Below are 20,400 nucleotides of genomic sequence, written 5' to 3'. Positions count from 1 at the left end.
CGAGCGGCACGAAGTGCGACCGGAACAGAGACACGAGCGGCGCGAGCGGCACGAAGTGCGACCGGAACAGGGGCACGGGCTCGTCTCAGAGCACGTCCCGCTCGGCGGGGTGGTGGCAGGCGACGCCGTGGGTGTCGCCGTGGTCGACGAGCAGGGGCACGACCTCGGCGCACACCTCGGTGGCCTTCCAGCAGCGGGTGCGGAAGCGGCATCCGGATGGCGGCGAGACCGGACTCGGCACGTCGCCGGTGAGCACGATGCGCTCGCGCGCCCGCTCGGCCCGCGGGTCGGGCACCGGGATCGCCGACAGCAGCGCCTGGGTGTACGGATGCAGCGGCCGCTCATACAGCTCATCGACCGGACCCTCTTCGACGAGCTTGCCGAGGTACATCACACCGACCCGGTCGCTCAGGTGCCGCACGACCGAAAGATCGTGCGCGATGAAGAGATAGGTGAGGCCGAGGTCGCGCTGCAGGTCGTCGAGCAGGTTGAGCACTCCGGCCTGCACGCTCACGTCGAGTGCACTGACCGGCTCGTCGAGCACGATCACCTCGGGTTCGACGGCGAGCGCCCGCGCGATGCCGAGTCGCTGGCGTTGACCGCCCGAGAACTCGTGCGGAAAGCGGTCGGCGTGGGCGGGGTTCAATCCGACCTGAGCGAGCAGCTCTTCGACGCGGCGCTCGTGGTGGCCGCGGTGCAACCCGTGGATCACGAGAGGTTCGGTGAGCGTCGCACGCACGGACTTGCGCGGGTTGAGCGACGCATAGGGGTCTTGGAACACGAACTGCACCCGACGACGCAGCGCCCGCAGCCGCCCGCCTTCGATCGTCGTGATGTCGTCATCCCCGAGCCGGATCATGCCGCCGTCACTCGACTGCAGGCGCGCGACGCTGCGCCCGAGCGACGACTTGCCACACCCGGATTCGCCCACGAGGCCGAACGTCTGTCCGGCACCGATCGAGAGGCTCACATCCGACACGGCCTGCACGATGTCGCGCGTGCGTCCGAAGAGCCCTCCGCCGACCTTGTACTCCTTGACGAGCCCCTCGACGGTCAAGCCGGTGCCTGCTCGCACGACCTCGCTCATGACGCGATCATTCATGACGCGACCTCCTTCTGCCACTCGTCGACCCGCACGCATGCGGCCGTGTGCCCGGCGCCCACCTCGACCGGCGGCGGCACCACGGCATCGCAGAGACCTGCGACGGCATGGGCGCAGCGTGGAGCGAAGCGGCATCCCGCAGGCCACGCCGTCGCCACCGGCGGTTGCCCCGCGATCTGATACAGCCGCTCGTCACGAGACGAACGGCGGTCGATGCGCGGCAGCGAGGCGAGCAGTCCCGCCGTGTAGGGGTGCGCGGTCTCGTAGAACAGCGGGTCGACGTCGGCCGTCTCGACCAGCCCGCCCGCGTACATCACGAGCACGCGGTCGGCGGTGCCCGCGACGACGCCGAGGTCGTGGGTGATGAGCAGCACCGTGGTGCCGGTGCGCTGCTGCACCTCGCGCAGCACCTCGAGCACCTGCGCCTGCACCGTGACGTCGAGAGCGGTGGTCGGCTCGTCGGCGATCAGCAGGTCGGGCTCGTTCGCGATGCTCATCGCGATCATCACGCGCTGGCGCATGCCGCCCGAGAACTCGTGCGGAAAGCGGTCGACACGCAGCTCCGGCGAGGGGATGCCGACGATGTCGAGCAGCTCGATCGCCCGCGCCCTGCGCTCGGCCGCCGTCGACTGGGGCCGATGCACCCGCACCGCCTCGATCAGCTGCTCTCCCACCCGCATGACCGGGTTCAGCGCTGTCAGTGCATCCTGGAACACGATCGCGATGTCCTTGCCGCGGATCTCGCGCAGCTCGGCATCCGAGAGTCCGATGAGCTCTCGTCCCCGCAGCCTGATCGAGCCGGTGACGACCGCCTTCTTCGGCAGCAGTCCCATGATCGCCATGGCGGTCATCGACTTGCCCGACCCGGATTCTCCGACGATCCCGACGGTCTCGCCTGTGCGCAGCACGAACGACACTCCCTCGACGGCTCGAGCGAGCCCGGCGTCCGTCGGGAAGCTGATCGCGACGTCTTCGACCTCGAGGAGGATCTCTGCGGTGCTCATAGGTTCTTCCCCTGCGGGTCGAGGGCGTCACGGAGTCCGTCGCCGATGAAGTTGACGCACAGCACGGTCACGAGGATGAAGAGGCCGGGGAAGTACAGCAGGTACACCTGGGGCGTGCCCACGTATCCCGCGGCCTGACTGAGCATCGAGCCCCAGCTGGTCTGCGGCGGCTGCACACCGAACCCGAGGAAGCTCAGGGTCGACTCGGCGATGATCGACGACGCGACCGCGAGGCTCATCGCCACGACGATGACGCCCGCGAGGTTCGGCAGCAGATGCGAGACGACGATGCGGAATCCGGATGCTCCGATGCCGCGCGCCGCGTCGATGAAGTCCTTCTCCCTGAGCGACAGCACCTGGGCGCGCACGACGCGGGCGATGTAGGTCCACCCGAGCGCGGTGAGGGCCAGCACGATCGTGGTGGGCGACGGCCCGAGACCCTGCAGGATGACTGCGAGGAGCGCGATGGCGGGGACGATGAGGAACAGGTCGGTGATGCGCATGATGAGCTCGCCGACCCAGCCGCCGACGTATCCGGCGATGGCCCCGAGAGCCGTGCCGACGACCGTCGCGAGGAGTGCGACGGCGAGGCCGATCGCGAGCGAGATCTGCCCGGCGAACAGGATCTCGCTCAGGTAGTCGCGACCCAGCTCGTCGGTGCCGAGCCAGTGCTCGCCCGACGGTGGCGTCGGGCCGAGCAGCAGGTCCTGCTGCCCCTGCGGGTAGGGCGCGATCCATCCTGCGCCGAAGCACGCGATCAGCAGGATGCCGAGCACGATGAGGCTCGTCACTGCGAGCCGGTGATGCAGGAACCCCGTGATCAGCTGACGGGTGGGCGCCTTCTGCGGATCCTGCTCGGCGAGGATCTCCTCGCGCCCGGCGATGCCTGCTCCGCTCATGACAGCCTCACTCTCGGGTCGAGCACCGCATAGGCGATGTCGGCGATCAGGTTGCAGATGACGACCGCGACGGCGACCACGATCATCCACGGCAGCAGCACGTAGACGTCACCGGCGACGAGCGACTGCAGGAACAGCCGCCCCATGCCCGGGATCGCGAAGATCTGCTCGGTGACGACGAGGCCTCCGATGAGGATCGCGGCATCGAGCGCGACGACCGTGACGAAGGGCGCCATCGAGTTGCGCACCGCGTGGCGCCAGATCACCTGACGACGCGGCACACCCTTGGCCCTGGCCGTGCGCACGTAGTCGCTCGACAGCGCGTCGAGCATCGCCGCCCGCCCGAACCGACTCCACGAGGCGACCAGCGCGATCATGAGCGCGGCCACCGGCAGGATCAGGTGCCGGATGTAGTCGAGCACACCGGTCTCACCCGGCGAGTGCAGCCCGATGAAGAAGAGCGGCGGCTCGCTGAGACCGAACGCCTCCTTCGGCCACACCGCGAAGGTCTGGATGAGGATGAGCCCGAACCAGAACGCGGGCATCGCGATGCCGATGTACGAGGCCCCGGTGAGCAGGTTGTCACCCAGCGAGTACTGGCGGACGGCCGAGTAGACGCTGATGCCGCCGGCGATCAGCACCGCGATGATCAAGCCCCAGAAGGCGAGCTGCAGCGTCGGCCACAGTGCGTCGCCGATCAGCGGCAGCACCGGGGTTCCGGTGCGGGTGCTGAGCCCCCAGTCGCCGACGACCAGTGACCGCAGCCACAGGAAGTACTGCTCGGGGATCGACCTGTCGAGGCCGAGGCGCTCGATCTCGCGTGCGATGACGGCGGGGTCGTGCGCCTGCCGGAGCTTGGCGAGTGGATCGAACGTCGACCGCACCGCCCAGAACAGGATGAACGAGGCGACGATGATCACCGGGACCGAGTACAGCACCCGTCGTGTGATGAAGGTGATCATGTCGCCTCGTTCCTGTCGTGCGCTGTCTGCCCGGCTCAGCCGGCCAGGCCCCACTCGGCCAGGTTCCAGAACGGACCCTCGACCGGGTTGATCTGCAGCGGGCCGCCGACCGTGTCGCTCCACAGGAGCACGTTGGGCACGGCGTCCAGCGGCAGCGACGGCACGTTCTCGGCGATCAGCTCGTCGGCCTCGTGCGAGGCCGCGATGCGGGCATCCGGATCGATCTCGCTGTCGACCTGCGCCAGCAGATCGTCGAGGCCCGGGATGTCCGTGCGGTAGAAGTTGATGCCGGAGAAGCCGTTCGCCTCGCTCGGGATGTTGACCGATGAGAACGTCGAGCTGAGCGTGGGGTCGGGGAACGTGTCGACCAGGGCCCAGAGGCCGGCCTGGAAGTCACCCTGCGGGGCGATCGTGCCGAAGAGATCGGCGGGAGTCACCTGGTCGATGGTCATCTCGAATCCCGCATCCGCGAGCTGTGACTGCAGCACCTGCACCGTGAGGTCGCGGCGCTTGTTGCCGGCGAGGGTCTTGATCGAGAACGTCGCCGTCTCGCCGCCCTTCGCCCAGACCCCGTCGGAGCCCTTCGACCAGCCATCGCCCTCCATCAGCTCGTCGACCTTGTCGAGATCGAGTGAGTACTCAGAGAAGTCGTCGGCCGCGAACGGGGCGACCATCGGCGAGTTGAAGCTCTGCTGCGCCTCGTCGATGCCCAGGCTGCCGAACAGCCGCGAGACGATCGCGTCGCGGTCGATCGAGTAGGCGAGAGCCTGACGCACCGCGACCGAGTCGAAGGGCGCGGCCGCGTTGTTGAGCCAGATCGCCTCGAGGTTGCCGCTGCGGGCATCGACCTGCGACTGGATGCCGGGCAGGCCCGCCTCGATCTGGTTCAGGGCATCGAGCTGCGGCGAGGGGTAGAGCGCGCTGACCTGGCCGCTCTTGAGCGCCTGGAAGGCGGCGGTCGTGTCGGGGAGGAAGAGGAAGGTCACCTTGTCGAGGTGCGGCTTCTCGCCCCAGTAGTTCTCGTTCGGGATGAGCGTGACCGAGGTGCCTCGGGTCCACTCGTCGATCTTCCACGGGCCGCCGCTGAAGTCGTAGCCGTCGGCCATCAGCGCGTTGCGATCCTGACCCTCGAGCAGGTGCGCGGGCATGATGCCGTAGACGCTGAAGAGGGTGCGCCATCCGGCGTAGGGCGAGCTCAGCGTGACGACCGCGGTGGCCGGGTCGCTCGCGTCGATCGAGGCGATGCGGTCGTAGCCGGTCTTGTCGAAGATGTCGTCGCCGTCGCGGATCTGCAGCGCGGTGTACTCGAAGTCGGCCGAGGTGATCGGCTCGCCGTCCGACCAGACCGCATCCGGGTTGATCGAGTAGGTGATGGTCTGGGTGCCGTCGTCTGCGACCTCGACCTCGGGCTCGGCGGTGACGAGGTCTGAGGGCACCGGCACCCATTCGTCGTCGACCTGCCGCGTCTGGAAGACACCGGGCAGCGTCGGGATCTGCATGATGTACGTGCCCCAGATCGAACCGCCGCAGGTGGCGATCCAGTCGGCGCAGTCGGGCTCCTGCTCGGCGCCGATCACGATCTCTCCGCCGTCGACGACCTCGACGTCGCTCGGTTCGGGCGTCGCGGATGTCGGCGAGCAGGCGGCGAGCGAGCCGACGAGCGCGGCGGCGGTGAGGGCGGCGATGATGCCGCGACGGGAAGCGGGTACAACAGTGCGAAGGGATTTCGACATGGTCGGATCTCCTGTGATCGGGCTACTGAGGGACAGTTCGGGAGTGCTGTCGTGCTGTGGTGGTCTGACTCTAGAACTGACCAGGAAAGATAGCAAGCCTTTTAGTCAATGTTCGTGACTAGAGGCGAGATCAGCGATCCCAGCGGTCCCCCGAGAGCGTCCGGACAGCGAGTTCGTGCATTCGCCGCTGGTCGATCGCCGCAGCCTCGAGGCCCGTGGGCTCATGGCCTCCCTCGAAGATGTCGAGCACGACGTCGCCGCCCCGCGCCTCGAGCTCGTCGACGTAGCGCTGCACACCGATGATGGGCGTTCTGGTGTCGATCGAGCCCTGGTTGATCCAGACCGATGCCGTCACGTCGTCGAGGTACGACACCGCCGAGAAGCGCTCGACCATCTCGGGCGGCACCCACGAGCTCCACACCGATCGCACCGCCGGGTTCATCGCCGCGATCGCGGCCGTCCAGTCGGCGACGGCGACGTGTGCGAGCCCGCCGGCGAAGAGCTCGGGCAGCCGGCCCACGCTCAGCAGCGTCATGTGCCCGCCGTACGAGGCGCCGGTGATGAAGGTCGACGCGGGCTCGGCGAGGTCGTGCTCCCGCAGCCACGCGATCGCCGCGGCGACGTCTTCGATCTCGCGGTCGCCTCCGGCTCCCCAGAACCCCTCACGGAATGCGCGGCCGAAGGTCACCGACCCGCGGTAGTTGAGCGAGGCGTAGGCGAAGCCGGCATCCAGCCAGGCCTGCGCCGACGGGTTGTACGCGTCGATCGTGACGAGCATCGGACCGCCGTGGATCTCGAGCACCGTGCCCCGGGGCTCGATGCCTGCGGGCCGCGCCCACCAGAGCTGCACGCGCGTGCCGTCTGCGCTCTCGACCATCGCCGACGCGAGCGGATGCCCGGCGGGCGCTGCCGCAGGTTCGACCAGGGTCGTGCCGGTTCCGTCTGCGGCGATCTCATCGATGTGCAGCGGAACGTCCCACGACGAGCGCACGGCCCGGACCGATCCGTCGGGCGAGTAGTACGACGCCCACTGGAACGGATGCAGATCGGCCACGTCGGGGTCGGCGAAGCTGCCGCCCTCGGCGACGACCCGCACCGAGCCGTCGTCCTCGTGGATCTCGAGCAGGCGGTGGATGCCGTCGTCGACGTGCACCGCGAGGATCCTGCCCGTCGACGAGTGCCAGTCGAGGGGGATGACCTCACCCGCGAGCTCAGTCAGGTCGAAGTCCTGGCGTTCGCCTGTGCGCACGTTCCAGATCGCCGGACGCGAGCAGCCGCTGCGCTCAGTGTTCAGCAGCAGCCGGTCGTCGCCCGCATCCGCTGCGAAGCGCACTCCGCGCACGGGCCCTGCCGGCAGGTCGTCGAGCGTCGCGATCGTCTCGGCGGTCACGCCGTCGACGACGGTGAGCATCGGGCGTCGGATGCCGGGGTTGTGGGCCGTCGTGTCGACGGAGATCAGCGAGCCGTCGGGCGACGCCTGCCCGTACCAGGCCTCGATCGGGTCGGAGTAGACGACCCGGGGCTCACCCCAGGGCGCCGCCGGGATCACGAGCACGTGGAAGCCGTCTTCGTCGACGACGGTCGCGACGACAGTCGAACCGTCATACGAAGACTCGAGACCGCGCACCACGTAGGGCGCTCGGCCGGGTGTGAGCGCGATGCGCTCGGAGCCGTCGACGGCGAAGGCGACCAGGCCGCCGACCTCCGAGCCGCCGTCGTCGTCGAGGTCGATCACCCACCGCGCGTCTGCAGTGAGGATCGCTCCGACGCTCACCGGGAACGGCAGAAGTTCGCTCGGCTCCGATGGGGCCCGCCAGATGCGCCCGCGCGCCCCGTCGGGGTGATTCTCGACGAGCAGCGCGAGGTCGACGTCGCCCGGCACCGGCCGCACGGTGAGGAGGTAGGGCACGGCGAATCGCGCATCGAGCACATCATCGGACGGAACTGCGGGAACCTCGAGCATCCTGACTCCTTCTGACCATGTTGCCAATGCCGTTGACTATAACAGTGGCTATTACGGGCCACCAGAGCTTGTCCCATTGTCGACGGCGCTGACAGACTGGCTGACAGCGGTGAGGTACCGTGATGTCTGCGCGGCCGAACGGCTGCGACCTGCGAACGGAGTTCTCGATGGCGACGACACGGAAGGCCGCTGATTCGGCGAAGGCGAAGGCCCCCGCGAAGGCCGCCGCCCGACCACGGCGCGCACGCGATTCGCTGAGCCGCGAGATCATCGTCGCCGCCGCCGACCGCGTGGTCGAGCGCGAGGGCCTCGACCGGATGACCTTCCAGTCGATCGGCGAAGAGCTCGGCGCGCACCCGACGTCGATCTACCGGCACTTCCGCGACAAGGATGAACTGCTCCTGGCACTCATCGACACACTGCGCGCCCGGTCGTACAGCGGTGGCATGGTGGCGACCGACGACTGGCTGGCAGACCTCCGCACGCAGGCGCACCTGATCCACGACCACTACATGCGATACCCCGAGTTCGCGCTGCAGATGGCTCTGCGCCGCCCGACCGACTTCGCGTCGATGGAGTTCTCGATCGGCGCGCTCCGCCGCGGCGGCTACGACCAGATGCAGGCGGCTCTCTACGCACGGGCGCTGGGCCAGCTCATCCGCTCGGCATCCAGCATCCAGGCCGCCCTCACCGCGCTGCCGGCCGACGCGCAGGATGCCGATGAGCTGACCTGGCAGATGGACTACCGCCGTCTCGACCCCGCCGAGTACCCCGAGATCGTGTGGGCCGGTGACGCTCTTCCCGGCATCCGGGATCCTCGGGCGTGGGAGACTGCGCTCGACCTGCTGCTCGAGAGCATCGAGCGGCACGCGCCGGGGGCCTGAGCCTCTCGGCGCCGCCGCCGCCGCCCTCGCCCTCGCCCTCGCCCTCGGGAGAAGATCTGCTCCTCGGGAGGAGAACTCGCCCTCGGGAGGACGAATCCTCGTGGATTCCTCAGCCCCAGGCGCAGTTCTCCTCCCGAAGCGGTGACGCGAACCGCGACCCGTGACCCGTGACCCGTGACCCGTGAACGGATGCTGCGCGTCAGCGCTCGCGCCCACCGACGAGGTCGTCGAGCATGCCGGCCAGCAGGTCGACCCGCTCGTGCATCGACGCGATCGACACCCATTCGTGGTCGGCGTGAGCTCCGGCGCCTCGTGGTCCGAGGCCGTCGAGAGTGCGGGCACCGACCGCGGCCGTGAAGTTGCCGTCAGAGGCACCCCCGGCCGAGACCGCCTCGACCGCGGGGTGGCCCAGGGCATCCGAGACGCGGCGAGCGCAGGCGAGCAGTTCGGCCGAGACGCTCTCTTCCATCGGCGGGCGGTTGACGCCGCCGAACACCTCGACGCTGACGTCGTCGGTGTGCGCGCCGAGCGCCCGCATCCGCTCGTCGACGCGTTCGAGTTCGTCGAGGGTCCAGGCACGTACATCGATGCGCAGCTCTGCGTGCTCGGGGATCACGTTCGTCACGGTGCCTGCGTGCGCCACGGTCGGGCTCACGGTCGTTCCGCGCTCGTCGTCGGCGAGCTGCGGCAGTGCCAGCACCTGGTGGGCGAGCTCGGCGAGGGCGCTGCGGCCCTTCCAGGGTTCGAGCCCGGCATGCGCCGCGCGTCCCGTGATGGCGAGTCGATAGATGCTGCCGCCGCGGCGCGCGATCTTCAGGGCGCCGTCGAGGCTGGGTTCGAGCACCAGCACGGTGCCCGCCCGAGCGGCTTCGCGTTCGATCAACGCACGCGAGGTGGTCGAGCCGACCTCCTCGTCGCTCGTGAGCAGCACCGCGATCTCGCCGGGGCGGGCGACCTTCTCGAGTGCGGCGGCCATGATCACGATGCCCGCCTTCATGTCGAAGACACCCGGCCCCGTGGCGCGATCCCCGTCGAGGCGGAACGGGCGTTCGGCGATCGTGCCCCTGGGGAACACCGTGTCGAGGTGCCCGATCAGCAGCACCGAGGGCGCGTCGCCACCCGGCCAGAGCAGATGCGGGATGCCGTCGACCGTCTCGATCACACCTTTCTCACCGAGCACGGGCTCGAGCCAGGAGCGCACGAGATCCTGGGCTGCGGTGAGCCCCGCGGGATCGCCCGTCGGGGTCTCGATCGTGACGAGCTCGGCGAGGCGCTCGGTCTCGCGGTCGCGAGCGCTCACGAAGACACCTCCACGCTCGTGAGGAATGCTCCGAGGGCGGCGGCCGTCGGCTCCGGGGCCTCTTCGGCGAGGTAGTGGTCGGCATCGATCGCCTGCCCGCTGACGTGCTCGGCGTACGGCGTCCACGTCTCGAGCACGTCGAAGTTGCGGCCGACATAGCTGTGCGCACCCCAGAGCGCGAGCACCGGGCACGCGATGCGGCGACCGTCGGCGCGATCGGCGCGGTCGTGGTCGAGGTCGATCGTCGCGGCGGCGCGGTAGTCGGCTCCTGACGCGAACACGGTGTCGAGATCGAAACAGCGCAGGTACTCGTCGAACGCATCGGGCAGCGCATCGCCGGAACGCCTCCGACCCATGAAGCGACTGCGCAGCCAGGTCTCGCGATCCCCACCGATCAGCGCTTCGGGCAATCCGTCGGCACGGGCGAGGAAGAACCAGTGGAAGTACGCGGACGCCATCTCGCGGTCGACGTTCTCGAACATGTGTAGCGTGGGCACGATGTCGAGCACGGCGAGGGCTGCGACGGCATCCGGATGATCGAGAGCGAGTCGATGCCCGACGCGGGCTCCCCTGTCATGCCCGATCACGGCGAATCGCTCATGACCGAGCTCGCGCATGAGCAGGAACTGATCGCGGGCCATGTCGCGCTTGGCGTACGAGGCCTCACGCGGCTTGGACGAGTCGCCGTAGCCGCGCAGGTCTGCCGCCACGACGGTGTGGTCGGCGCCGAGAGCTATGGCGACGGCATCCCACATCGCCTTCGTCTCGGGGTAGCCGTGCAGCAGCAGCACAGCCGGCCCCGAGCCGCGCACCTCGGCCGCGATCTCGATGCCGTCGCAGTCCACCGCGATCGATGTCGCCGTGCGGGAATGGGTCATCGTCGTCCAACTCTCGGAATCCACTGCACAAGTCAATTGCATTGACTATATCAATGACCAGGGATTTGGGAAGAGGCGCTCACGACCGACACCCGAGACGGCGTGGAGCCCGAGAAGTAGGCTGATGGCATCATGCAAGAGTTCTGGCAGTGGGCGGGCAACTTCTGGTGGCTCATCTTCCCGATCATGGGAATGGCCGGTGGCGCCGCGAAGGCCTGGGAGCAGGGCGCCAAGCGCCGTCATGAGCGACGCCTCGAGACGCTGCGACTCAAAGCCGAGATCAAGACCGCCCAGCTCGAGGCCCGCAACGGCCACACCAAGCGGGTGGGCGCCTCGGTCATCGACACCAGCGCACCCGTGGCCCCGAACGCGCTGCTCGAGCGCCTGTTCGCCGAGCACGACGAGATCACCGCCCGCTGGCTCGACTACGAGCTCGACGTCGCCAAGCTGATCGCGTTCCCCGCAATGAGCGACGGTCGCCAGCCGCTGGTCGCCGCGTTCCTGCGGGCCAAGAAGACGGCCGACGCCCTTCGCCCCGTGTCGGCGGAGGCGAAGACGACCGAGCAGCAGGTCTCTGAGTATCTCGATGCCGTCGGCGCCTACGCCGTGGCCTTCGAGATCGCCGAGAAGGATGCCAGGCGCCTGCGCGACTCGACCTTCACCGAATCCGAGCGCAAGCGGCTCGACCGGGCGCAGCAGCTGCTCAAGGTCGCCGTCGACGAGTCGGCCACCCAGGCCGAGCGCAACGTCGCCTACCGACGCGTGCGCGACGAGCTCGAGGGCCTGATCCTGCTGAGCGACGAGGCCGTGCAGGTGCTCGAGAAGCAGGTCGCGCGCGAGCTCCCCGCACATCCGTCGGCGGGCACCGTCACGGATGCCGCATCGCCGAGCACACCCGAACCCCAGCCCGAGCGGATGCCGCTGCGCAGGACCGACGAGACGCCATGAGGCCAGAGAACGTCACGGGGCCGATCTGCGTGCACGCGGAGGCCCCTGTGTGGTCGCCGTCGTGGGGCGGAATCCGCTGGGTCGACGGCGACGCCGCCGATCTGGTGACCCTGCGCGACGACGGCATCCACCGTCTGCATCTCGACGACGAGTACGCGGCCTTCGTGCGGCCGCGTGTCGACGGCGGCTTCGTCGCGATGAGTGCGCGCAGCCTGCATCTCGCCGACTCGGCCGACGGCCCGACCCGCCTCGCCGCGTCGTTCGACCTCGGACCGGCGCGTTTCAACGACGGCACGGTCGATCCGCGCGGTCGTCTGCTCGCCGGGTCGATGGCGCTCGACGACGCAGGCCCGGTCGGCCGTGTGCTGCAGATCGACGCCGGGCTCACCGGCGTCGAGGTGCTGTCGGGGGTCGAGTGCTCGAACGGCGTCGGCTTCGATCCCGACGGAGCGAGGGCCTATTACACCGACACCCCGACCGGCCGCATCGACGTGTTCGACGTGGTCGACGGCGACCTGCGCGACAGGCGCCCGTTCGTCACGATCGCCGATGACCAGGGCATGCCGGACGGCCTGTGCGTGGCAGCGGACAGATCGGTCTGGGTCGCACTCTGGGGCGGAGGAGCCGTGCACGGGTACGCACCGGACGGCACACTGATCGCGCGCATCGAACTGCCGGCACCGCAGGTGAGCGCCTGCACGTTCGGCGGCGACGACCTCGACACCCTGTTCATCACGACCTCGGCGCAGGGCCTCGGCGATCGCCACGGCACCGAGGCCGGATCGCTGTTCGCGGTGAGCCTCGGCATCCAGGGCCAACCGGTCGTGCCCTTCGCCGGCTGAGACCGAGCCACGCGGCTGCGAGGCGCTCACCCCAGAACGACCCTCTCGACCTGCTGGGTCTGAACTCCGAGGCCCTCGATCTCGATGCGCATCTCGTCGCCCTCGACGAGATACGGGAAACGACCCGAGAGCGCCACACCCTGCGGTGTGCCCGTGTTCACGACGTCGCCCGGCTCGAGCACCATGTACTGGCTGAGATCGCGGATCAGCTCGTGCACCGAGAAGATCATGTCGGCCGTCGACGAGTCCTGCCTGGGCGATCCGTTGACGAACGACCGCAGCCGCAGGCTCTGCGGGTCGACCTCGTCGGCGGGGACGAGCGCCGGACCCAGCGGGTTGAACGTCTCGGCGCACTTGCCCTTCGACCACTGCCCGCCGGACACCTCGATCTGCAGCTCGCGCTCAGACACGTCGTTCGACACGGTATAGCCGGCGATCACGTCGCGTGCAGCCTCAGCAGACGGCAGATACCGCGCGCGGCGACCGATCACGACGGCGAGCTCCACCTCCCAGTCGACCCTGTCGGCGCCCGGAGGCATCAGCACCACGTCGTCGGGCCCGACGACCGTGTTCGGATGCTTGAAGAAGACGACGGGGTGCTCGGGCGGCAGCGATCCCGATTCCGCGGCATGGGCGGCGTAGTTCATGCCGATGCAGATCACGGCACCCGGACGGGCGACCGGGGGACCGACGCGCAGCCCGTCGGCATCGGCGATGGGAAGTTCACCCATCGCGACCGCGGCGCGCACGCGACGGATGCCGTCTGCCGCGAGGAACGCACCGTCGATGTCGCCGGTCATGGCGGTGAGGTCGTAGGTGATGCCCGCGTGGCGCACGAAGGGGCGCTCTTCACCGGCGGGGCCGAGACGAAGGAGTTCCATGAGTGCCTTTCGATGAGGGGTCGACGGTCGGCTCACCGCGCGTCGGCGTAAGCGGGGTTCACGACGGGGACGGATTCGCCGGCGAGGAAGCGGATGATGTTCTCGGCGGCGTGCACCGGAAGATCGAGCAGCGCCTCGGGCGAGAACCACGCGGCGTGCGGGGTGAGCAGCACGTTCTCGAGGTCGCGCAGCGGAGAGTCGGCGCCGAGCGGCTCTCCGTCGAACACATCGAGCGCGGCAGCGCCGAGGTGCCCCGCCCGCAGGGATGCGGCCAGCGCGGCCTCATCGATCAGCGGACCCCGGCAGGTGTTCACGACGACCGCTCCCGGCTTCATCGTCGACAGTGCGGCAGCGTCGATCAGGTGGCGCGTCGCGTCGGTCAACGGCACATGTAGGGTCAGGAGGTCGGCCTGCGCCACCGCGTCGGGTATCTCGACGGGTTCGCAGCCGGCCTCGCGGATCGCGTCGGGGGCGGCGAAGGGATCGGCGACGAGCACGCGGAACCCGATCGCTCTGCACGCCTGCGCGACGATCGAGCCGATGCGCCCGAAGCCGAGAACCGAGACGGTCGTGCGCGAGGGCCGCACGGCCATCGGGCGGGCGTCGACCGCCTTCCAGGTGCCTGCCCGCACCGCACGGTCATAGGCGGGAAGGCCTCTGGCCTGGGTCATGATCATCGCGACGGTGTGGGCCGCCACCTCTTCGATGCAGTAGCTCGGTGTGTTCGCCACAGCGATTCCGCGAGCGGTCGCCGCGGCGACGTCGACCATGTCGTAGCCGATGCCGACGCGGCTGATGATGCGCAGCTGCGGCATGCGGTCCATGATCTCGCCCGTGATGGGCGCCCACTGCACGACGAGCCCTTCGGCCTGCGCTCCCGCGACGGCGAGATCATCGGGGGCTGGCGATGTGGCGCGCACGGAGCGGAGTCCGGCATCGCGAAGGGTGTCTTCGATGACGGTTCCCGGGAGGTCGCAGTCGCTGACCAGGATGAACGGCTCTGTCATGCACCAAATGCTATAGCATCTAGCGCTCGCTGCCGACCGGGTCGTACAACCCGCGCACATGATCGCCCGCGAACTCGGCGAGCTCCTGCACCACCCGGCGAATGTCCTCGCGGGCGTAGTGCGTGCGCTCCCAGCTGGCGTAGAGGGCGCACTGCATCGGTTCACCCCGGTGATGGAGCGGCCGGGAGACGAGCCCGAAGCGTGGCGGCTCGACCACGACGCACGGACCGTGACCGGCCGACGATCGCGCCTGGATGATCGGGGCATCCGCACCGAACCCCGCCATCTCGATCGACCACGCCTCGCTCTCGGCCGCTCGCTGAATCTGCGTCCAGGCGGCCGACCCCGCACCGGAGGTGAGGAAGGGCGCGGCGAGCATCTCCTCCAGCTCCGGGCGATCCCGCGCCGCGAGCGGATGCGACGCCGGCATCTGGCAGAGCAGGGGTAGCGTCAGGATGCGCACGCTGCTCAGCCGCGAATCCGGCACGCTCGTGGTCACGGCGAGGTCGGCACCGCTGCGAAGCCGGTCGTAGGTCTCGGGCGGCGTCGCGACGACGACATCCGAGATCGGACCGCCCCGTGCGATGAACGGAGCGAGCACGAGCACGCTCGTCATCTCGGGCGCTGCGGCGACGAACGATCGCTGCTCCTGCACGATGCCGGTCATCACCTCTCTCGCACGCCTCCCGCGTCGCACGAGGTCCCGTGCCATGGGTTCGAGGCGGTCGCCCGCATAGGTCTTGACCATCCCGTGCGGCATGCGTCGGAAGAGAGATGCCCCCACCTGTCGCTCGAGCAGGGCGATCTGCCGAGACACCGTCGGCTGCGTCCTGATCAGGCGTTCTGCGGCCAGACTCACCGACCCGCAGTCGATGACCGCGACGAACGCTTCCAGCTCTCGTTCTCCGTACATACGTAAAGCGTATGCCGTTACCCGCTTTCTTCATTGGACGAGCATGGGTCGAGACCGTGAGGATGGGCACACCCGCTCCACCCCGACTCCCCCCGACAGAGAGAGCCTTCCCGATGGCCAACTCGCGCACCGACATCAGCACTGCCCGGCAACGTCGTTCGATGGTGGGTGCCTTCGTGGGCACCGCGATCGAGTGGTACGACTTCTACATCTTCGGCACGGCGGCCGCCCTCGTCTTCGGCCGCGTCTTCTACCCCGACGTCGCACCGGGCGCAGCGCTCCTGGCGTCCTTCGCCACCTTCTGGGTCGGATTCCTGATGCGCCCCGTCGGCGGTCTGGTGTTCGGCCACTTCGGCGACAAGTTCGGTCGCAAGAACGTGCTCGTGCTCACCCTCATCCTGATGGGCAGCGCGACCACTCTGATCGGCCTCCTTCCCACCTACGCGCAGATCGGCATGCTCGCACCGATCCTCCTCGTCGTGCTCCGCGGCCTGCAGGGCTTCGCCGTCGGCGGCGAATGGGGCGGAGCCGTGCTGCTGTCGACCGAGAACGCCCGAGCCGAGAAGAAGGGCCTCGCCGGCGCCTGGGTGCAGCAGGGCTCGCCCGCCGGCTCCATCCTCGCCACCCTCATGTTCCTGCTCGTGGGCCTGCTGCCCGACGAGCAGTTCATCACGTGGGGCTGGCGCATCCCGTTCCTCGTCTCGGCCATCCTCGTGATCGTGGGGCTCATCATCCGCGTGAAGGTCGAGGAGTCCCCCGACTTCGTCGCCGCGAAGGAGAGCAAGGAGGTCGTGAGCGCTCCGGTGCTCGTCGCCCTCCGCACCGCCCCGATGCTCATCGGCCTCGGCGTGCTCGCCTCGGTCATGGGCATCTCGAACGCCTACTTCTCGAACACGTTCCTGCTCGCGTGGACGACGGGCTCGCTCGGCATCGACCGCCAGCTGATGCTCAACATCCTGCTGGGCATGGCGATCCTGCAGTTCATCTGGCAGCCGATCGCCGCGAAGATCGCCGAGCGCCTCGGCATCGCCCGCGTCATGCTCGCCGGCCTCGTGCTCAGCGTGCTGCTGACGGTGCCGTACTTCCTCGCCATCCAGGCAGCATCCCCGCTGTGGATCACCGTGACGCTCTACGCGACGATCATCGGCAGCACGGCGTACTACGCGCTGCTCGCGACCCTGCTGGCCTCGGCCTTCCCCGCACGCATCCGCTACTCCGGCGTCTCGCTGGCCTACCAGCTGTGTGCGACGGTCTTCGGTGGTTCCACGCCGCTCGTCGCACAGTGGATCCTCAACTCCAGCGGCGGCAGCGTCTGGGGCGTCGCCGTCTTCTACGCCGCGATGATCCTCGTCACGATCGCCGGCGTCTGGGGCCTGCAGCGCCGGATCACCCGCACGGTCGAGGCCGAGACCGCGGCCGTCGCCACCGCCTGACGCCTGCCCCGCATCTGCCCGACCGCCGCCCGTCGGCGGTCGGGCTTCCACCACCCGTCATCGACGACCGGAGAGACCATGCGCGTAGACGCGATCTTCACCAACGCCCGCATCCGCACACTCGACCCCGAGCGTCCGACCGCGCACAGCATCGGCACGCTCAACGGCCGCATCGTCGGCTTCGACGACGAGCTGCACGGCGTCGATGCGGACCGCGTCGTCGACCTCGGCGGCCAGCCCGTGCTGCCCGGTTTTCACGACGCGCACCACCACCTCTCGCTCACGGGCTTCCGGCTGGCATCGTTGAACCTGCGCCCCGGAGCGGTGAACTCTCTCGCCGAGCTGTACGAGGCCGTCCGCGTTCACGCCGACAGCCTGGAGCCGGACGCCTGGGTGCGCGGCTCCGGCTACGACCAGAACTTCCTCGAGGGCCACCCCACGGCCGACGAGCTCGACCGCGTGTCGGGCGGGCGCCCGGTCATCCTCGAGCACGTCTCAGGTCACATGATGGTCGCCAACACCCGAGCCTTCGAGCTGGCGGGCCATCCGCGGCGCGAAGGCTTCCCCGAGATCGCCGGCGGAGGAATCCCCCGCGACAGCGACGGCCGGCCGCAGGGCCTGCTGCAGGAATCGGCGATGGCCCCGATCTTCGCCCTCGTGCGACCCATGGGCCTCGACGAGGTGCAGCGCAACCTCGGACTCGCGAGCGACCAGGCGCTCAGCTACGGCCTCACCTCGGTGACCGAGCCCGGCATCGGCGAGATCCGCATGGTCGGCAACAGCCCCCTCGACTATCACGCCTATCAGAGCGCGGTCGAGCAGCGCCTGCTGCGGGTGCGGACGACCCTGATGCCCTACATCACGGTGCTGCACCCGTTCTCCGATCTGCCAGACAAGCAGATGCTGGGCCTCGACCTCGGCATCCGCACCGGCCTCGGCGACGACATGCTGAGCGTCGGCCCGGTGAAGATCGTCGCCGACGGATCGTTCATCGGTCGCTCCGCGGCGATGCACGCGTGCTTCCACGGCGAAGCCGACAACTTCGGAGTGCTGCTGCACGAGCCCGAGGCGCTGCGCGACTACATCGTCGGTGCGCACCGCGCGGGGTGGACCGTCGCGACGCACGCGATCGGCGACCGCGCCATCACGCATGTGCTCGATGCGATCGAGCACGCCCAGAGCATCGCACCGCGACCCGATGTGCGGCATCGCATCGAGCACTTCGCCCTCGCGAGCGACGCCGACATCGCCAGGGCTGCGGCGCTCGGCGTGATCCCCGTGCCGCAGGGGGTCTTCGTCTCGGACTTCGGCGACGGCATGGCGGCGGCGGTCGACGCGGACCGCCGGGACGACATCTATCGCGTGAAGTCGCTGGCGGATGCCGGGATCGTGCTCAACGGCTCGACGGATTCCCCCATCTCCGACGCGAATCCCCTCGTCTCGCTGCGCGACATGGTGCTGCGCCGCACGTCGAGCGGAGAGGTGCTCGGAGCCCGCGAGCGCGTGAGCATCGACGAGGCCGTGCGCGCCTACACCCACGGCTCGGCATATGCCGTCGGGCAGGAGCAGCGCAAGGGCACGCTGAAGGTCGGCATGCTCGCCGACTTCATCGCCCTGAGCGACGACCTCTTCGAGATCGCCCCCGAGCGGATCGCCGATCAGCAGGTCACGACGACAGTCGTCGGCGGCAAGGTCGTCTTCGGCGGAGGGTTCTGATCGGTCACCCGGCGAGGGAAGATCGAGACGAACGGATGATTTTGCTATAGCGTTTAGTCATGACCACCCGTCGCGCACTCATCACCGGCGCCAGCTCCGGCATCGGCACCGCCGCCGCCCTCGAACTCGCCCGTGCGGGCCTCTCGCTCTGGCTGACCTACACGGGCCGCCAGGCCGAGGCCGCACAGGTCGCCGACGAGTGCCGCGCCGCCGGATCGCCCGACGTGCGGGTCTCTCGACTCGACCTCCGCGACCCCGAGTCCATCGACGCACTGGTCGCCGAGATCACCGCCGCCTGGGGCGACCTGCACGTGCTCGTGAACAACGGCGGCGTCTGCCCGTACACGCCCTATCCCGACATCGATATCGAGGAATGGGACTTCGTCCTCGAGACCAACGCCCGCGGCACCTTCCTGCTCACACGCGCCGCGCTGCCGCTGCTCCGCGCCGCAGACGGCGACCGCTCGGTCGTGAACATCGCGTCGATCGCCGGGCAGGTCGGCGCACTGCAGACCGGCATCCACTACGCCGCCAGCAAGGGAGCCCTGCTCGCGATCACGCGCAGCTTCGCCCGCCACCTCGCCGCGGAGGGCATCCGGGTGAACGCCGTGACCCCGGGGCCGGTGGCGAGCGCGATCACCGACCAGCTGCAGGGCGACGGGCGACAGATGCTCGAAGCGTCGATCCCGCTCGGATCGTTCGGGCAGCCGGCCGACGTCGCCTGGATCATCTCGTCACTCGCCTCGGAGCGCGCCCGATTCATCACCGGTGCCACCTACGACGTCAACGGAGGTGTGCGCATTGACTGATCGCACCGCCCACGACACCGTCCAGGCACAGCTCGACGCATTCAACGCGCACGACCTCGATGCCTTCGTCGCCACCTACGCCGCCGATGCCGTGATCACAGGGGTCGCTGCAGAGCCGATCGTCGGGGCCTCGGCGATCCGCGCCTTCTACGAGCCGCGACTGCAGAACCCCGAGCTGTCGTGCACCATCGAGACGAGCGTGCTCTTCGGCACCCGCTGGGTCGTGGCGCAGGAGCAGGTCGTCAACGGCGGCGTCGCGACCGAGACCATCGCGACGTTCGACGTCGTCGACGGCCTGATCGCCCGTGCCTCGATGCTCAAGGCCTGACCGGATCAGCGTTCGAAGCGCGCACGCAGAGCCGGATCGACGGTGATGTGCCCGAAGGATACCGTCCATGCGCCGTCGACCGCGATCGACTGACCAGACAGGTACGGCGCCTCATCCGACAGCAGGAACGCCGTGACGGCGGCGACCTCGTCGGCGCGGGCGATGCGACCCATCGGGGGCCCTTCTGCGAGCGCTCGCTCGGCCGCGACCGGATCGACGGACGCGGCGATCTGAGCCTCGAGGTGCGGTGTGCGCACTCCCCCCGGGGCGACCGTGTTGGCGCGGATGCCGAGTCCGCCGTACGTGACGGCGACGCTGCGGGTCAGCGCGTCGATGCCGCCCTTGGTGAATTCGTACGCCGCGTGGTCGATGAAGCCGGCGCGACCGTGGATGGATCCGATGTTCACGATCGCTCCGGCGACGCCCTGATCGACGAAGGCAGACACCGCGGCCGAGCACCCCCATATGTATCCGAAGCCGTTGATGCCGACCAGTTCGCGCACCGCGTGCTCGTCGAGCTCGTGCAGCGGAGTGCGCCTGGTGACGCCCGCATTGTTCACCCACCCGGCGAGCGGCGCCAGGGAGCGGGCGACCTCGGCCGCCCTCTCGTGCACCGCGCGATCGGCGGCATCGCCGAGCACGACCTCCGCCACGATGCCGTCGTCGACGGTGCCCGAACCGGCAGACCTCTCGAGCCCGACGACGATCCAGCCGTCGGCGGTGAGGCGCTCGGCGACCGCCCGCCCGATGCCCTTGCCGCTGCCGGTGACGACGGCGCTGCGTGCGATGCGCGTCATG

19 protein-coding genes are annotated in these 20,400 nt (G+C 69.2%); 7 read left to right on the top strand and 12 right to left on the bottom strand.

What is annotated here, in order from left to right; genetic code table 11:
- Positions 1-85 precede the first annotated feature (85 nt).
- From ACIOU8_RS12395 to ACIOU8_RS12370, 6 genes are all read right to left on the bottom strand, one after another.
- On the bottom strand, positions 86-1,102 hold the full coding sequence (locus ACIOU8_RS12395) for an ABC transporter ATP-binding protein (protein WP_400789831.1): 1,017 nt from the start codon (positions 1,100-1,102) through the stop codon (positions 86-88).
- On the bottom strand, positions 1,099-2,106 hold the full coding sequence (locus ACIOU8_RS12390; RefSeq protein ID WP_400789829.1) for an ABC transporter ATP-binding protein: 1,008 nt from the start codon (positions 2,104-2,106) through the stop codon (positions 1,099-1,101). The genes ACIOU8_RS12395 and ACIOU8_RS12390 overlap by 4 nt, the downstream gene beginning before the upstream one ends.
- On the bottom strand, positions 2,103-3,005 hold the full coding sequence (locus tag ACIOU8_RS12385) for an ABC transporter permease (protein ID WP_400789826.1): 903 nt from the start codon (positions 3,003-3,005) through the stop codon (positions 2,103-2,105). The genes ACIOU8_RS12390 and ACIOU8_RS12385 overlap by 4 nt, the downstream gene beginning before the upstream one ends.
- Positions 3,002-3,967, bottom strand: coding sequence for an ABC transporter permease (locus tag ACIOU8_RS12380; RefSeq protein WP_400789823.1), 966 nt, complete (start codon positions 3,965-3,967; stop codon positions 3,002-3,004). Before ACIOU8_RS12380 ends, ACIOU8_RS12385 begins: the two co-directional genes overlap by 4 nt.
- A 35-nt stretch (positions 3,968-4,002) precedes the next feature.
- On the bottom strand, positions 4,003-5,700 hold the full coding sequence (locus ACIOU8_RS12375; protein WP_400789820.1) for an ABC transporter family substrate-binding protein: 1,698 nt from the start codon (positions 5,698-5,700) through the stop codon (positions 4,003-4,005).
- Between the two features lie 130 nt (positions 5,701-5,830).
- Positions 5,831-7,663: an alpha/beta hydrolase family protein gene (locus ACIOU8_RS12370; protein ID WP_400789817.1), complete on the bottom strand. Its 1,833-nt coding sequence runs from the start codon at positions 7,661-7,663 to the stop codon at positions 5,831-5,833.
- 167 nt (positions 7,664-7,830) lie between these two features.
- Between ACIOU8_RS12370 and ACIOU8_RS12365 the strand changes: the two genes are divergently transcribed.
- Positions 7,831-8,547 (top strand): TetR/AcrR family transcriptional regulator, encoded by a 717-nt coding sequence (locus tag ACIOU8_RS12365; RefSeq protein ID WP_400789815.1) that lies wholly within the window; start codon positions 7,831-7,833, stop codon positions 8,545-8,547.
- A gap of 199 nt (positions 8,548-8,746) precedes the next feature.
- Here ACIOU8_RS12365 and ACIOU8_RS12360 read toward each other — a convergent pair whose 3' ends face one another.
- Together ACIOU8_RS12360 and ACIOU8_RS12355 are read right to left on the bottom strand one after the other, a co-directional pair.
- On the bottom strand, positions 8,747-9,847 hold the full coding sequence (locus tag ACIOU8_RS12360; RefSeq protein WP_400789813.1) for a M20 family metallopeptidase: 1,101 nt from the start codon (positions 9,845-9,847) through the stop codon (positions 8,747-8,749).
- Positions 9,844-10,725, bottom strand: a complete 882-nt coding sequence (locus ACIOU8_RS12355) for an alpha/beta fold hydrolase (RefSeq protein WP_400789811.1) — start codon at positions 10,723-10,725, stop codon at positions 9,844-9,846. The genes ACIOU8_RS12360 and ACIOU8_RS12355 overlap by 4 nt, the downstream gene beginning before the upstream one ends.
- 132 nt (positions 10,726-10,857) lie before the next feature.
- Between ACIOU8_RS12355 and ACIOU8_RS12350 the strand changes: the two genes are divergently transcribed.
- Entirely contained in the window at positions 10,858-11,673 is an 816-nt protein-coding gene (locus tag ACIOU8_RS12350; protein WP_400789809.1) for a hypothetical protein, read from the top strand.
- The gene (locus tag ACIOU8_RS12345; RefSeq protein WP_400789806.1) at positions 11,670-12,515 is read left to right on the top strand and encodes an SMP-30/gluconolactonase/LRE family protein; all 846 of its coding nucleotides are present in this window, start codon (positions 11,670-11,672) and stop codon (positions 12,513-12,515) included. The genes ACIOU8_RS12350 and ACIOU8_RS12345 overlap by 4 nt, the downstream gene beginning before the upstream one ends.
- Before the next feature lie 26 nt (positions 12,516-12,541).
- Here the strand turns inward: ACIOU8_RS12345 and ACIOU8_RS12340 are convergent, their stop codons facing one another.
- The 3 genes from ACIOU8_RS12340 to ACIOU8_RS12330 are packed head-to-tail and all read right to left on the bottom strand — an operon-like array spanning position 12,542 to position 15,316.
- The gene (locus tag ACIOU8_RS12340; RefSeq protein ID WP_400789803.1) at positions 12,542-13,396 is read right to left on the bottom strand and encodes a fumarylacetoacetate hydrolase family protein; all 855 of its coding nucleotides are present in this window, start codon (positions 13,394-13,396) and stop codon (positions 12,542-12,544) included.
- 32 nt (positions 13,397-13,428) lie between these two features.
- Entirely contained in the window at positions 13,429-14,403 is a 975-nt protein-coding gene (locus ACIOU8_RS12335) for a C-terminal binding protein (protein WP_400789800.1), read from the bottom strand.
- Positions 14,404-14,422: 19 nt separating this feature from the next.
- Complete coding sequence (locus tag ACIOU8_RS12330) at positions 14,423-15,316, bottom strand: LysR family transcriptional regulator (RefSeq protein WP_400789797.1); 894 nt, start codon at positions 15,314-15,316, stop codon at positions 14,423-14,425.
- A 113-nt stretch (positions 15,317-15,429) separates the two neighbouring features.
- Here ACIOU8_RS12330 and ACIOU8_RS12325 point away from each other — a divergent pair, with 113 nt between their 5' ends.
- From ACIOU8_RS12325 to ACIOU8_RS12310, 4 genes are all read left to right on the top strand, one after another.
- Positions 15,430-16,749, top strand: a complete 1,320-nt coding sequence (locus ACIOU8_RS12325; RefSeq protein ID WP_400789794.1) for an MFS transporter — start codon at positions 15,430-15,432, stop codon at positions 16,747-16,749.
- 78 nt (positions 16,750-16,827) lie between these two features.
- Positions 16,828-18,465 carry an amidohydrolase gene (locus ACIOU8_RS12320; RefSeq protein ID WP_400789791.1) on the top strand — a complete coding sequence of 546 codons (1,638 nt, stop codon included), beginning with the start codon at positions 16,828-16,830 and terminating at the stop codon, positions 18,463-18,465.
- A gap of 59 nt (positions 18,466-18,524) precedes the next feature.
- Entirely contained in the window at positions 18,525-19,274 is a 750-nt protein-coding gene (locus ACIOU8_RS12315) for an SDR family NAD(P)-dependent oxidoreductase (RefSeq protein WP_400789789.1), read from the top strand.
- Positions 19,267-19,602 carry a nuclear transport factor 2 family protein gene (locus ACIOU8_RS12310; RefSeq protein WP_400789787.1) on the top strand — a complete coding sequence of 112 codons (336 nt, stop codon included), beginning with the start codon at positions 19,267-19,269 and terminating at the stop codon, positions 19,600-19,602. Before ACIOU8_RS12315 ends, ACIOU8_RS12310 begins: the two co-directional genes overlap by 8 nt.
- A 5-nt stretch (positions 19,603-19,607) precedes the next feature.
- Here the strand turns inward: ACIOU8_RS12310 and ACIOU8_RS12305 are convergent, their stop codons facing one another.
- On the bottom strand, positions 19,608-20,399 hold the full coding sequence (locus ACIOU8_RS12305) for an SDR family NAD(P)-dependent oxidoreductase (RefSeq protein WP_400789784.1): 792 nt from the start codon (positions 20,397-20,399) through the stop codon (positions 19,608-19,610).
- Between the last annotated feature and the right edge of the window lies 1 nt (position 20,400).

The organism is Microbacterium sp. NPDC087589 (genome assembly GCF_044743635.1).
In the GTDB taxonomy this organism is placed as follows: Bacteria; Actinomycetota; Actinomycetes; order Actinomycetales; family Microbacteriaceae; genus Microbacterium.
This window is presented reverse-complemented; position numbering and strand designations above follow the sequence as displayed.

Bases quoted from the DNA above. Each gene is read 5' to 3' on its own strand.
- ACIOU8_RS12395 (WP_400789831.1), bottom strand. From the start codon at position 1,102: ATGAATGATCGCGTCATGAGCGAGGTCGTGCGAGCAGGCACCGGCTTG.
- ACIOU8_RS12390 (WP_400789829.1), bottom strand. From the start codon at position 2,106: ATGAGCACCGCAGAGATCCTCCTCGAGGTCGAAGACGTCGCGATCAGC.
- ACIOU8_RS12385 (WP_400789826.1), bottom strand. From the start codon at position 3,005: ATGAGCGGAGCAGGCATCGCCGGGCGCGAGGAGATCCTCGCCGAGCAG.
- ACIOU8_RS12380 (WP_400789823.1), bottom strand. From the start codon at position 3,967: ATGATCACCTTCATCACACGACGGGTGCTGTACTCGGTCCCGGTGATC.
- ACIOU8_RS12375 (WP_400789820.1), bottom strand. From the start codon at position 5,700: ATGTCGAAATCCCTTCGCACTGTTGTACCCGCTTCCCGTCGCGGCATC.
- ACIOU8_RS12370 (WP_400789817.1), bottom strand. From the start codon at position 7,663: ATGCTCGAGGTTCCCGCAGTTCCGTCCGATGATGTGCTCGATGCGCGA.
- ACIOU8_RS12365 (WP_400789815.1), top strand. From the start codon at position 7,831: ATGGCGACGACACGGAAGGCCGCTGATTCGGCGAAGGCGAAGGCCCCC.
- ACIOU8_RS12355 (WP_400789811.1), bottom strand. From the start codon at position 10,725: ATGACCCATTCCCGCACGGCGACATCGATCGCGGTGGACTGCGACGGC.
- ACIOU8_RS12350 (WP_400789809.1), top strand. From the start codon at position 10,858: ATGCAAGAGTTCTGGCAGTGGGCGGGCAACTTCTGGTGGCTCATCTTC.
- ACIOU8_RS12345 (WP_400789806.1), top strand. From the start codon at position 11,670: ATGAGGCCAGAGAACGTCACGGGGCCGATCTGCGTGCACGCGGAGGCC.
- ACIOU8_RS12340 (WP_400789803.1), bottom strand. From the start codon at position 13,396: ATGGAACTCCTTCGTCTCGGCCCCGCCGGTGAAGAGCGCCCCTTCGTG.
- ACIOU8_RS12335 (WP_400789800.1), bottom strand. From the start codon at position 14,403: ATGACAGAGCCGTTCATCCTGGTCAGCGACTGCGACCTCCCGGGAACC.
- ACIOU8_RS12330 (WP_400789797.1), bottom strand. From the start codon at position 15,316: ATGTACGGAGAACGAGAGCTGGAAGCGTTCGTCGCGGTCATCGACTGC.
- ACIOU8_RS12325 (WP_400789794.1), top strand. From the start codon at position 15,430: ATGGCCAACTCGCGCACCGACATCAGCACTGCCCGGCAACGTCGTTCG.
- ACIOU8_RS12320 (WP_400789791.1), top strand. From the start codon at position 16,828: ATGCGCGTAGACGCGATCTTCACCAACGCCCGCATCCGCACACTCGAC.
- ACIOU8_RS12315 (WP_400789789.1), top strand. From the start codon at position 18,525: ATGACCACCCGTCGCGCACTCATCACCGGCGCCAGCTCCGGCATCGGC.
- ACIOU8_RS12305 (WP_400789784.1), bottom strand. From the start codon at position 20,399: ATGACGCGCATCGCACGCAGCGCCGTCGTCACCGGCAGCGGCAAGGGC.